Annotated in this window: 14 protein-coding genes; 4 read left to right on the top strand and 10 right to left on the bottom strand. The window is 71.6% G+C overall.

Features of this window, described 5'->3' with window-relative positions; genetic code table 11:
* Together AC07BS_RS00700 and AC07BS_RS00705 are read left to right on the top strand one after the other, a co-directional pair.
* Complete coding sequence (locus AC07BS_RS00700; RefSeq protein ID WP_478929092.1) at positions 1–1,536, top strand: class I adenylate-forming enzyme family protein; 1,536 nt, start codon at positions 1–3, stop codon at positions 1,534–1,536.
* Entirely contained in the window at positions 1,523–2,368 is an 846-nt protein-coding gene (locus tag AC07BS_RS00705) for an SDR family NAD(P)-dependent oxidoreductase (RefSeq protein WP_478929094.1), read from the top strand. The genes AC07BS_RS00700 and AC07BS_RS00705 overlap by 14 nt, the downstream gene beginning before the upstream one ends.
* Here AC07BS_RS00705 and AC07BS_RS00710 read toward each other — a convergent pair.
* The 3 genes from AC07BS_RS00710 to AC07BS_RS00720 form a co-directional block, all read right to left on the bottom strand.
* On the bottom strand, positions 2,355–2,708 hold the full coding sequence (locus tag AC07BS_RS00710; protein ID WP_478929096.1) for a zinc ribbon domain-containing protein YjdM: 354 nt from the start codon (positions 2,706–2,708) through the stop codon (positions 2,355–2,357). The genes AC07BS_RS00705 and AC07BS_RS00710 overlap by 14 nt on opposite strands.
* Positions 2,709–2,796: 88 nt before the next feature.
* Positions 2,797–3,000, bottom strand: coding sequence for a hypothetical protein (locus AC07BS_RS00715; protein ID WP_478639009.1), 204 nt, complete (start codon positions 2,998–3,000; stop codon positions 2,797–2,799).
* Between the two features lie 7 nt (positions 3,001–3,007).
* A complete protein-coding gene (locus tag AC07BS_RS00720; RefSeq protein ID WP_478929099.1) occupies positions 3,008–3,442 on the bottom strand; it encodes a hypothetical protein in 435 nt (144 codons plus the stop codon).
* A gap of 88 nt (positions 3,443–3,530) precedes the next feature.
* On the opposite strand from AC07BS_RS00720, the gene AC07BS_RS00725 reads away from it, so the two are divergent.
* On the top strand, positions 3,531–4,184 hold the full coding sequence (locus AC07BS_RS00725; protein WP_478929101.1) for a maleylpyruvate isomerase N-terminal domain-containing protein: 654 nt from the start codon (positions 3,531–3,533) through the stop codon (positions 4,182–4,184).
* A 101-nt stretch (positions 4,185–4,285) separates the two neighbouring features.
* Here the strand turns inward: AC07BS_RS00725 and AC07BS_RS00730 are convergent, their stop codons facing one another.
* From AC07BS_RS00730 to AC07BS_RS00760, 7 genes are all read right to left on the bottom strand, one after another.
* Positions 4,286–4,480, bottom strand: a complete 195-nt coding sequence (locus AC07BS_RS00730) for a hypothetical protein (RefSeq protein WP_478639004.1) — start codon at positions 4,478–4,480, stop codon at positions 4,286–4,288.
* A 370-nt stretch (positions 4,481–4,850) separates the two neighbouring features.
* Positions 4,851–5,606 carry an alpha/beta fold hydrolase gene (locus AC07BS_RS00735; protein WP_478929103.1) on the bottom strand — a complete coding sequence of 252 codons (756 nt, stop codon included), beginning with the start codon at positions 5,604–5,606 and terminating at the stop codon, positions 4,851–4,853.
* A 146-nt stretch (positions 5,607–5,752) separates the two neighbouring features.
* Positions 5,753–6,763, bottom strand: coding sequence for a 3,4-dihydroxyphenylacetate 2,3-dioxygenase (gene hpaD, locus AC07BS_RS00740; protein ID WP_478929105.1), 1,011 nt, complete (start codon positions 6,761–6,763; stop codon positions 5,753–5,755).
* Entirely contained in the window at positions 6,760–8,247 is a 1,488-nt protein-coding gene (locus AC07BS_RS00745; RefSeq protein ID WP_478929107.1) for an aldehyde dehydrogenase, read from the bottom strand. The genes hpaD and AC07BS_RS00745 overlap by 4 nt, the downstream gene beginning before the upstream one ends.
* Positions 8,244–9,731 (bottom strand): 4-hydroxyphenylacetate 3-monooxygenase, oxygenase component, encoded by a 1,488-nt coding sequence (gene hpaB / locus AC07BS_RS00750; protein WP_478929108.1) that lies wholly within the window; start codon positions 9,729–9,731, stop codon positions 8,244–8,246. The genes AC07BS_RS00745 and hpaB overlap by 4 nt, the downstream gene beginning before the upstream one ends.
* Before the next feature lie 178 nt (positions 9,732–9,909).
* A complete protein-coding gene (locus tag AC07BS_RS00755; RefSeq protein ID WP_478929110.1) occupies positions 9,910–10,644 on the bottom strand; it encodes a hypothetical protein in 735 nt (244 codons plus the stop codon).
* Complete coding sequence (locus tag AC07BS_RS00760) at positions 10,641–11,324, bottom strand: TetR/AcrR family transcriptional regulator (protein ID WP_478638992.1); 684 nt, start codon at positions 11,322–11,324, stop codon at positions 10,641–10,643. Before AC07BS_RS00760 ends, AC07BS_RS00755 begins: the two co-directional genes overlap by 4 nt.
* Before the next feature lie 125 nt (positions 11,325–11,449).
* On the opposite strand from AC07BS_RS00760, the gene AC07BS_RS00765 reads away from it, so the two are divergent.
* Positions 11,450–11,881, top strand: a complete 432-nt coding sequence (locus AC07BS_RS00765) for a cupin domain-containing protein (protein ID WP_478929112.1) — start codon at positions 11,450–11,452, stop codon at positions 11,879–11,881.
* The last annotated feature ends 87 nt before the right edge of the window (positions 11,882–11,968 follow it).

Below are 11,968 nucleotides of genomic sequence, written 5' to 3' on the forward strand. Positions count from 1 at the left end.
ATGTTCCGTGACGCTTTGATCGACGCGCTCGCCGCCGGCGGCGCGCGTGTCGCCGTCCTTGACGAGACCGCGGCCTACTCCTACGCCGAGTTGGACTCCTGGTCCTCCTCCCTGGCCGCCACGCTTCGCCCGTTGGCGCATACGCCGGAGGACTGCGCCGCGCTCCTCCTGCCCAACGGCGGTTCGTGGCTCGCCGCGTACTTCGCCGCCCACAAGGCGGGCATGGCAGTGGCACCGATGAACGCCGTGCTCACCGAGCACGAGATCGTCCGCGTGCTGGAGCATGTCCGCCCCCGGGCGCTGCTGACCAGCCCGGAACGATCGGATGACATCGAGGAGCTGTGCGCCCGGCAACAGCTGAGCGTGGACGTGATCGCGGTGACGCCGGAACGGCACATCGGATGCGGCCCAGGCGTCGCGACAGGGGCCGCGAAGCGGCGGGCGACCGCCCAGAGTGCGGCGGACACCCCTTCCATGATCATGCATACATCGGGATCGACGGGCGTCTGCCGTCCCGTGGTCCAGACGGAACAGGCGCTCCACCTCGCGACCGGCATCTGGCGCCGCCGCCACCGTAACCCCGATGACGTGGTGGCCGTTCCCATCCCCCTCGCGCACACGTACGGCCATCTCGCGGCGATCTCCACTCTGCTGGCCGGGGCGACGCTGCTGGCCTCCTCCCGTGCCTTCGATCCGGCCTGGTGGCTGGAGCAGCTGGTCGCTCGGGACGTCACCGTCATCGAGGCGGTGCCGACCGTCTACCGCAGGCTGCTGGAGGCCGCCGGTCAGGGGTGGCGGCCGGCCGCTCTGCGGCGCTGCCTGAGTGCCGGGCAGCAGGCACCCGACGACCTGCGCCACGACTGGCACCGGCGCACCGGCGTGGAACTGCTGCAGAGCTGGGGGATGACCGAACTCGCCGGCGCGGGACTGAGCCCCACCGACGATTCATGCCGGGACAGCGCCGGTATCCCGGTCCCGGGCCTGGAAGTCAGCGTCGTCGACCCCCAGGCCCCCGGGCAACCCGTGCCGACCGGTACGGTCGGCGAGCTGTGGGTGCGAGGCTCCCAGGTCACCCCTGGCTACCGTACGAGCTCCCGGCGACTGGCCCCCGTCACCGACGATGACGGTTGGCTGCGTACGGGCGACCTGGTGGTCCGCGACGCGCACGACTGTGTCCGCATCGTCGGGCGGTCCAAGGACACCATCATGACCGGCGGATACAGTGTGCAGCCCGCCGAGATCGAAGACGTCCTGCGCGCTCATCCCGGGGTCGAGGACGCCGCCGTGATCGCCCGTGCCGACCGTCGGCGCGGCGAGGTCCCGCACGCCGTGATCGTTCCCCGGCGCGACAGCCGACCGGACACCGAGGAGCTGCTCAGCCACTGCCGCGGCCTGCTCGCCCGGTACAAGGTGCCGCGCTCCTTCGACTTCGTGGAGCGGCTGCCCCTGTCGGCCACCGGAAAACTCGACCGTGCCGCGCTACGTGGCCGTTACGGCGCACCCGAGCAGGAGGACACGCCCCATGTCATCGTGTGATGATTCGCCCGTCGCCGTCATCACGGGTGCCACCGGCGGACTCGGCGCGGCCATCGCCACCGCCTGTGCCGAACGGGGATTCCGGCTGGCTCTTGTCGCGCGCACCCGCCCGGCGCTCGAGCGCCTCGCCGCGGCACTGCCCACGCAGCCGGGAGGTCCGGTCACAACGGTGTGCGCCGATGTCAGCGACATGACGGCGGCCGGCACCGCCATGCAGAAGATCTATGCCGACTTCGGGCGCATCGACGTTCTCATCGACAACGCCGGCGTCGAAGGCCCCATCGGTCTCACCTGGGAGCTCCCCGTCGAACAATGGTGGGAGGCGGTGCGCATCAACACACTGAGCACTGTCGCCACCGCGCACGCCGTGATTCCCCTGATGATCCGTCATGGCGGTGGCCGCATCATCAGCATCAGCAGCGCCGCGGGGCGGCACCGCTGGCCCACTCTGTCCTCCTACTCCGTCGCCAAAGCCGCCGGCATCACGTTCATCGAGAACATCGCCAGCGAGGCCCGCCCCTACGGAGTCCTGGCCTTCAGCCTGCATCCCGGGATCGTGGCGACCGGACTCACCACGAGTGCGCTGGACGAGGTCGACTCCACCGATCCCTGGCGCCGACGCCGTGCCCGCTGGCTCCGCGAGCAGATCGAAGCAGGGCGGGCCGTTCCGCTCTCTAGAGCGGTCACGGCTGTCCTCCACCTGGCCACGGGCCCAGCCGCGGATCTGTCCGGCCGCTACCTGACTGTCGAGGACGTCGACTGTGCGAGGGCCCCGGGCATCGCCCGGGCAGCCCCGTTCGCGGAAGAGTGCGGTGTGGTCAGGCCTTCTTGACCACACTCGACTTGAGGTGCATCTGACCGAATCCGTCGACCTTGCAGTCGATGTCGTGGCCGTCGGGACCGTCCACCAGGCGGATGTTACGCACCTTGGTGCCCGCCTTGATGCCGGTCGGGTGGCCCTTGACCTTCAGGCTCTTGACCACCGTGACGGTGTCGCCGTCGGCGAGGACATTGCCGACCGCGTCCCGGATCACCTTGTCGCCGGTCTCCTCCGCGGCCTCGGCGGGCGCGGGCGTCCACTCGTGGCCGCACTCGGGGCAGACCAGGAGCGTGCCCATCTCATAGGTGTACTCGCCAGCACATTCGGGGCACGGCGGAAGGTTCTCGTTCATACGGACAGTGTAGATCCGGTTTGCTGGCGCAAGATCCTGCCCACGCCTGGCGGTGATGCGCTCAGATGAGCGCTTGGGTACGTGGTCGCTACCCGAGCTCGTCCGGGGCGTCGTATCCGATCACGCCGGAAGTGAGCTCGTCGGGAGTGATCTCGCTGTCCCACCCCTCGGGGGGTTCGGAGTAGGGCGAGCACGTGCCGCAGGCTCCGCATGTCCATCGGGCGTAGAGCCCGTGGACGGCGGCCCCGCATCCGGTGCAGGAGTGGGTGGTGTAGTACGGCGTCCTGTTCACGGTTTCCTCATTCGTCCCTTGGGCTCAGCCGGGTGGTGCGGTGATGGCGCCCCTCCTGTGCGGCCTGCTGGACCACCTCCAGCAGCGGCCAGCCGTCCACCTCCACGGCCCGCCGCTCCCCGGGTTCCCACCCGCGGGCCGTCGCCGCGTCCAGCAGGGCCCGGACGGCGCCCGGTTCGTGGAGGTTCAGGGAGCCACCCCGTACGTATCCCACGTCTCCGGAGCCCATGGGGAAGCCGCCCGGGACGTACCGCCCAGGGCCGTCGGTGAAGACGATGCGCAGCGGGCCGCCGGTGCCGGCCGGCTGCGGGTACAGCGTGAGGGTCTCGTGGCAGTCCGCGGACCGGCCGCTCTCCAGCACGCGGTGACCGTGGCGGAGCGTCCACAGATACGTTCGACCGTCGGCGATCAGTCGGCGAGGCTTCTTGGGGTGGCGGGGCACGGAGCCGAGGGTACGCGGTCCGATCCACATCGAGGCGGCCGCCGGAATACGGTTGTCCGTCGTTCCGGTCCGGCATTACCGTGCCCGGGTGGATCTCTTCTCACGCTCGTGGACGGCGCTGCGCACGGCCGTCGCGGATGTCCCGGACGGGGATTTCGAGCGGCCTTCCGGCTGTGCCGGCTGGCTCGTGCGGGACCTGGTGTGCCACCTGGTCATCGACGCCCAGGACGTTCTGATCACCCTGGTCACGCCGGCCGACGCCGAGCCGACCGTGGACGCGGTCACGTACTGGAAGCTCGTCGAACCCCCGACCGGTGAGGACCCGCTCGACGCGTTGATCCCCCGGCTGGCCGCCGCGTACGGCGAGCCGCGGCTGCTCAAGTTCCACCTGGACGACGTCGGTTCCGCCGCCGGCCGCGCCGCCGGACTCGCCGATCCCGCCGCCCGCGTCAGCACCCAGGACGAGGTGCTGACCGCAGGCGACTACCTCTCCGCGTATGTGCTCGAATGGACCCTGCACCACCTGGACCTGATCGCGCATCTGCCGTCGACCGCCGAGCCGCCCGCCGAGACCCTCGCGGCGGCACGCGCGTCCCTGGAGAAGATCGCCGGGGTCTCGTTCCCCGCCTCGTTCTCCGACAAGGACGCGCTGCTGATCGGCACCGGCCGCCGGGCGCCGGTCGACGCGGAGAAGGCCCTGCTGGGCGATATCGCCGCGCGGCTGCCGTTCGTGCTGGGCTGAGTGCACCGACAGGCGAGGCGCCTGGCCGGGGAGCTGAGGCGTGAGACGCTTCGCTCTCCCGGCCGAGGAGCCCCGCCCGCCGGGGGCCATGTTGAAGGACCTCAGTCGGGGCAGGTCCCGCCGACGCCGAAGCCCAGGCTGTTGAGCCCGTTCTGCACGCCCCGGCACACGTCGCCACCGGTCGACGCGGGAGCGGCAGGGGCTGCCTGGGCGGATGCGGCGGGGACGACGACTCCCAGCACGGCGAGAACGGTGCCCACCGTGATGGCGAGGACGGTGCGACGGGTACGGATCATGGAAGCTCCTCCAAAGGGTTCGGACCGCCGTCATCCCTTCCCATCCGTTGAGCCAAGGTTGCTCGCGGTCACGGAGGCGCTAGGAGTGCGTCAGGGGCGTGCGCGGTTCGGCGCGTCATAGCGCTGCTTCCGGTCAGCCGCAGGGCATCGTCCCCGTTGATTGGGTGCACCTCCACCAAATCCTGCTCCACCAGCAAGGTCACTTCCTCCGCGATCTGCAGGGAGCTGAGGCCGAGGCGTCGTCGCAGCTTCTTGCCCGAGGTCGGGCCGGATTCCGCGAGGACGCGAAGGCCGGCTGCTTTGCGCCATGCCTAGTGCCTAGCACCATATGACCGTCCTCTACCCGGGCCGGCCCTCCCGCTCACACCGCTCAGGAGCGCAGGAAGGCCTCCAGAGCGGTCGCGAAGGCGACCGGGATCTCGTGCATCGGGTAGTGGCCGGAGTTGGGCAGGATCTCCAGCTCGGCCTGGGGGTAGTGGGCCAGCCACGTGCCACGCATCGCCTCCGGGGTCAGGGCCAGGTCGTGCTCACCCACGAAGACCTTCACCGGGAGCGTGTTGCCGGCCACCTTGGCCGCGAAGTCCTGGGTGCTCCACTCGGTCAGGTAGCCGGCGAATGCCTCGGGCCGGGAGCCGGCCACGGAACGGTCCGTCATGGCGTCCAGCCAGCGGTCGCACGCCCGGTGGCCGGTGACCATGTCGAGGATGGCCCGCCGGTTGGCGGGGCTGTGCGCCGCGCCGTGGAAGAGATCGTACGCGTCGCCTTCGAGCGGATAGGCACTCGCCGGGACGGGCGTGATGCCGACCAGCTTGCGCACCCGGCCCGGGACCTCGGCCAGGATGCGCTGCGCGGCCTTGCCGCCCATCGAGTGCCCGGCCACGGAGAACGTGTCCCAGCCCAGCTGGTCGGCGAGGGCGAGCCCGTCGGCCGCGATCTCGGCGAGCGTGTACTCACCCGCCACGTCCCGCCGGTCGCCGTAGCCGCGGTAGTCGAGGAAGGCGTAACCGAAGGCCTCGGGATCCAGATGGTCGAGGAACGGGCCCCAGGCCGCGCTGGTGCCGAACCAGTCGTGCAGGACCAGGACCTTGTGCGGGCCGGTGCCGATGGTGCGGTGGCTGATCGTCATGCGGACTCCCGTCGGGTGGAGTGACGGCCGTTACCTTCCCCGCCGGCACGGACCTACTCCGTCAACCGGAAAGCGCCGTCCATGGCGCACAGCACTCAATAGGGTTACGCCATGTCGCCTGTCTCTCTCCTCGTGCACTGACGCCGTCAGCCCAGCCCGTCCGCCCCCACCCGCGCCCTCGACTCGTCCAGTACGCCTTCGGACACCGGCTGAAGGGCGCCCGCGAGGTCACGCACGGCGGACGCCTCCTTGTACCAGGACTCGATGACCGCGTTGCCCCAGAAGTCGCGGCGGCGGTCGTCGTGGACGTTCCAGCGGTAGGTCTCGTAGTCGGGGTCGCCGGTGTAGTAATCGGAGGTGTAGATCTCGACGCGGTGGCCGTCGGGGTCGCGCAGGTAGAGGTAGAAGGCGTTGGAGACGCCGTGGCGGCCGGGGCCGCGTTCGATGTGGTGCTCCTGGTGGAGGGCGCCGAGGATGTCGGCGGTGCGCAGGACCTGGTGGGACTCATGGGTGGCCAGGCCCAGATGGTGCAGCCGGGGTCCGGGGCCGGCGGTGAAGGCCACGTCGTGGACGGTCGGTTTGCGGTACATCCACGCCGCGTACAGCTCGTGGGCGTCGCCCTCGATGGTCTCGGAGCAGCCGAATCCGAGCGAGGTGTAGTGCGCGTACGCCGCGCCGATGTCCGGGGTGCAGATGTTGAAGTGGTCCAGCCGGGCGACCTCGGCCCCGTGCCGCAGGTCGTAGCGCTGGATGAGGCGTTCGGCGCGCTCGATGTCGTGGAAGAACTCGACGGGGAAGCCCAGCGGGTCGACGACGCGGACGGCGTCGCCCACCCCCGGTGTCCCGTGGCCCGCCGGCACGCGCAGGGTGGGGCGGCCGAGGCCGGCGAAGAACCGTTCGGCACGGTCCACGTCCTCGGCCGTACGGACCCGGTAGGCGAGGTGGTCCAGCGCGGCATGGGAGTCCGCGCGCAGGACGACGGAGTGGTGGGTCAGCTCGTCCGTGCCGCGCAGGCAGAGCGTGTCGCCGTCCTCGTACTGCACGTGCAGCCCCAGCACCTCCGTCCAGAACCAGCGGGCCCTGGCCATATCGGTGACCGTGAGCTGGGCGTAGGCGGCGCGGACGACATCCGGGGCGCGGTGCGCGCTCGGGGTCATGGTCCTCCTCCCAGCCGCGGCGCGTGCGTCTCGCCGAGCGCGACGTGCACGGCCGTGGACTCGGTGTAGAAGTCGATGCTGCGGGCTCCGCCCTCGCGGCCGAGACCGGACGCCTTCACTCCGCCGAAGGGGGCGCGCAGGTCGCGTACGTTGTGGGAGTTGACCCACACCATGCCGGATTCGACCGCGTGGGCGATGTGGTGGCCGCGCCGCAGATCCGCGGTCCAGACGTACGCGGCCAAGCCGTAGGACGTGGCGTTGGCCAGAGCGACGGCCTCGTCCTCGTCCTCGAAGGGAGCCGCGGCGACCACGGGCCCGAAGATCTCCTCCTGGAAGACGCGGGCGCCGCGCGGCACGTCGGCGAAGACGGCCGGCCGGAGGTAGTTGCCCTCGGGCAGATGCTCCGGCCGGTCGCCGCCGACGAGCAGGCGGGCCTCCTCGCGGCCGGTGCGGACGTACGCGAGGACGCGCCGGTAGTGCTCGGCATGGACCAGCGGACCGACCTCCGTGGCCGGATCGCACGGCGGCCCGACGCGTACGCGGGCGGCCCGCTCGGCGAGACGGCCGGTGAACTCCTCGTACAACGGTCGCTCGACGAGCACCCGGGAACCGGCCGTGCAGCGCTCCCCGTTGAGGGAGAACGCCCCGAACACGACCGCGTCGACGGCCGCCTCGGCGTCGGCGTCGGCGAAGACGAGGACCGGGGACTTGCCCCCCAGCTCCATGGAGGTGGCCTTCAGGTGCTCGGCACAGGAACGCAGGATGGCCCGGCCGGTGGCGGTGGAGCCCGTGAAGGAGATCCGCGGCACCTCGGGATGATCGACGAGCGCACGGCCGGCCTCCGCGCCCGTACCGTGCACGATGTTCACCGCACCGGCCGGCACACCCGCCATCGCGAGGATCTCCGGCCACAGCGACGCCGACAGCGGGGTCCACTCGGCCGGCTTGAGGACGACGGTGCAGCCCGCGGCCAGCGCCGGGGCCAGCTTCCACGCCTGGAGCATGAACGGCGTGTTCCACGGGGTGATCAGCCCCGCGACCCCGGCAGGGCGGCGGACGACGTAGCTGAGCTGCTCGTCGCCCTGCCGGAAGGCCTCCTCGCCGAGCGCGGTGATCACCCCGGCGAAGTGACGGAAGTTCTCCGCCGCGCGCCGGGCCTGCCACCGGGCCTGGCCGATGGGCAGCCCGGAGTCGTACGACTCGCAGGCGGCGAGCTCCTCGTGCCGCTCCTCGACGGCCTCCGCGATGCGGTGCAGGACACGGGCGCGCTCCAGATGCGTGGTGCGCGACCAGGCGGGGAAGGCGGTGCGGGCTGCCTCCACGGCACGCCCGACGTCGGCCGGGCCGCCGGCGGCCAGCCGCGCGTAGGGCCGGTTGGAGGCGGGGTCCGTGACGTCGAGGGCGCGGCCGTCGGCGGAGGCGGCGGGTTCGCCCGCTATCCAGTGCCGGATGAGGGAGGGCGGGTGCGGCGTGGAGGGGCTCATGCGGGCTCCTGCCCGTCCGGCCCGCGCCCCGCTTCGTATCCGTCGAGGAACGCCCGCACCCTGGCCTTGTACGGCTCCCGGTCGTACGAGGCGACGTACGCGCCCGCCATGCGTACCGGATCGCCGAAGAAGTAGTACTCGTACAGCGCCTGCCGGCCGGAGAAGGCCGAGACGCACGTGTCCCACACCAGCCGGAACAGCTTCACACGCTCGGCTCCCGTCAGCGTCGCGGCCTGGAGGTACGCGTCGATGTCCGCGGCGGCCGGCCCGGTCACGTCGAAACCGGTGGGCGTGGCCATCAGACCGCCGGCACCGAGCTTGCGCAGGATCTCCGGAAAGCGCTGGTAGAGGCGTGGGTAGAGATTGCGGGCGGCGTTCAGCGGGGCCCACGCCGGGGTCAGCACGCCGTACTCGTTGACCTGCGCGTCGGCCTCGGCGGCGCGCAGGAAGGCCCGGAGCGTCTCCAGAGTGGTGATGATTTCCGCGACGTCCTGCTGGACGTGCTGGTACCCCTCGATGCCGATGGCCTCCGTCAGCAGCGACACCAGGCCCAGGACGTACTCGGTCTTCACCACCGTGCGGGCGACGACCTGGTGGGACATGTGCACCACGGCCGACGTACGGGCGAAGAGCTCGTTGCACCGCTCGACGTCGCCCAGCAGGAAGCACCGCTCGTACGGCACGCGCACGTCGTCGAAGACGACCACGCAGTCCGGCTCCTCGAAGCGCGAGGCGAGCGGGTGGTCGTGGCGCGGCAGGCCGTGATCGAGCGGTTCGCGGGCGACGCACCGCAGCCCCGGGGCGTCCATCGGGACCGCGAAGGCGTACGAGTAGGCCCTGTCCTCGGGAGTGCCGCGCAGCAGGGTGGAGGGGAGGACGAGGAGCTCGTCGGCGAAGGGCGCGATGGTGGCCAGCATCCGGGCGCCCCGGATCACCACGCCGTTGTCGTCCTCCCGCACGATGCGCGCGGAGACGTTCCCGGCGGCCTGCCGGGGGCCCGCGACGGCACGGTTGACCTGCGGCGGAATGAGCGTGTGACTGCACAGGAGGTCCTCTTCGCGGGCCCTCTCGTAGTAGCGGCGGACATTGTCGCCGAAGGCCGTGTCCACTCCGGCGAACCAGTCGGCGGCCGAGGCCATGGCCATCAGCCCGCTGTTGAGGAAGTCGCCGGTGCGCCCGAGCATGCCGTTGCTGTGCCGGGCCCACACCGTGAACGCCGCTCGCCGTTTGGTGAGGTCGCCGGGGGTGGTGGGGGTGAGGAAGGAGGTGGCGACGGGTGCTTCGGAGGCGGGGGAGGGGTACGTGAGCACGTCCTTGTGCGGCGCGCTGTGCTGGAGGTCGTACAGCTCGGAGTAGGTGCGTACGACGTTGCGGAAGGCGGGATGGTGCTGGATCCCGCCGACGAGGGTCCGGCCCTGGATGTGCACGGTGGGGCGGGAGCGGGCGAGCCGGTCGAGGAACTCCTTGCCGGTGCGTGCGGCCACGGTGGGCTCCTCCGGGCTGTCCGACAGACGGTCACACCTCGGTCTCACGCCGGTCTGCGGCGTCACGGCCGCCGCCCATGATGCCCCCGCCCGAGCGGGCTCTGCCAGACGTCGAGCGCCGACGGCCGCCGCAATGGCGCATACGCACCTGCGGTGTGGACGACGAACCTGTCGTCCTTTACGCGTCCGGCAGGAGGAGCCAGACCTCGGAGAGGGAGAGACCGTGCTCGTCGGTGACGGCCCCGCACCGGCAGTCCAGGGTGACCAGACGCCAGTCGCAGGTCACGGTCCATGGGCCGGTCGTGCTTCCGCACCCCGGGCAGGTGACGGTCTCGGCCGTCCATACCCCCGGTGAGGGCCGTCCGTAGCGGCGGAACGCGCCCGCGTGCCGGACCGTCCATGGCTCGACCGGGGGAGTGCGCGGGGCGTGGCCGGGTGGACGCGGCGCGGCCAGGGCGGTGAACAGGGCGATCAGGTCCGGGAGAAGGGCCTCTCCCGCCTCGGTCGGTGTTCCTGACGCGGGCCCGTATCCCGGTGCCGCCGCGGCGGTTGGTGGGTTGGGGGAGGCGTGCCAGGGGAGAAGGGCGCGGGCGACGGCGGCGAGGAGGGCGGCGGCCTGAGGGCTGACGGCCCCGGCGTCGAGGTGGTGGAGGGTGGTGCGCAGGACGCGTTGGAGCCGCCGGTCCCGGTCTGTGGCCCGGGACCGTTCCGACGCGGTCCGCCGGGTCGGGAGAGGCGCGGTGAGGCGGGCCAGGACGGCTGCCGCGGCCTCGGTGTCCGCCGGGTCCGGTCGCCAGTCCCCGGAGGCCAGGAGCCGCCGGGCTCGTTCGGACTCCCGGGCCAGGGCGCGCGTCGGCAGGGGCCCGGGGTCGGGGCGCCCGGTGACGGTGCCGGCCTGCGGTTGTCCCCTCACGCGGCGGACGGGCCGGGAGGGGCGAGGAGGCCGTTCACCAGGGCTCGGAGTCCGGCCAGGTAGGTGTCCTCCGCGGTCAGCGGTGCCCAGTCGTCGGCGAGCTGTGTCAGGCGGGGCAGCTCGTTCGCGTCGAGATCGGCGAAGACCCGCTCCCGGTAGGTCGCTCGGTCGTCGTCCGTGCGCCGCCGGGCGGCTGTCGTCCGTACCACGATCTCTCCGGCGGTGTAGTACCAGATCGCGCGGTAGCCGTGTACGGCCCGCTCCGGGGTCAGGCCGCATGCGACCAGGCCGTCGACGATCTGCTCGACGAACCACAGGGCGGATGTGGACATCAGGTCGTCGGCGGTCAGCACCTCCACGATCCAGGGGCAGGCGGCGAGCGCCTCGTGAATCGTGGCAGCGGCGACGACGACACGTTCACGGGGCTGGGCGGGCAGCTCGGGTCGTCGCAGCGTCCGCGCCGCGTAGTCGTCCAGCAGGAGGACGAGCAGTTCCTCCTTGTTGCGGACGTGGTGGTAGAGCGCCATCGGCGTACTGCCGACCTCCGTGGCCAGCCGTCGCATGGTCAGCCGGTCGACGCCTTCCGCGGACACGATCCGGCGGGCTGTCTCGATGACTTCCTCGCGGGAGATACGGGGAGGCCGGCCGGTGGTTCTGCGCGGTGCGGACGGTTGAGGCATGCCCTCATCATCCCCCAGGGGTCGACAGGGATGATCTCCAGGGCTACTTTTCTTACATGTATAAAAACTCGTGGGTGCCGACCCGGAGTGGTGCCCATGGAGAACCGACCGGAAGGAACGCCATCGTGACGACGACACCCGTCTCGCCCATCTCGCCTATCTCGCCCGTCTCGCCCATCGACCTGTTCGCCTCGGCGCTGCACATCCACCCCGACGGCGATGTCCGGGCCGCCGAACGGCGGATGGCGAGCGGCGACCGCGGCGCCTGGCAGATCGCGACGTTCCGCGTGGAGACCGACGCCGACGTCCACGGCGACCACTGGGAGATGCACCCGGAGGCCGACGAGGCGGTGTGCTGCCTGACCGGCGGCGTCCGCCTCTACCTCCGCCCCGACGGGTCCGGCGCCGCCGAGGGCATGGTGCGGCTGCGGGCGGGCGCCGCGGTCATCGTCCCCCGAGGCCGCTGGCACCGCCTGGAGTTGGACGCCCCCAGCGACCTGATGTCGATCACCCTTCGACACGGCACCCGCCTCGAAAAGCGCACCGACGCCCGCTGAGGGGGTGGTGGGGGGGGGGGGGGGGGGGGGGGGGGGGAGGGGGGGGGGGGGGGGCAAAACGGATAGACGCGGAAGGGGAGAAAACAC

The sequence above is a fragment of the Streptomyces sp. NPDC044063 genome (assembly GCF_056434285.1).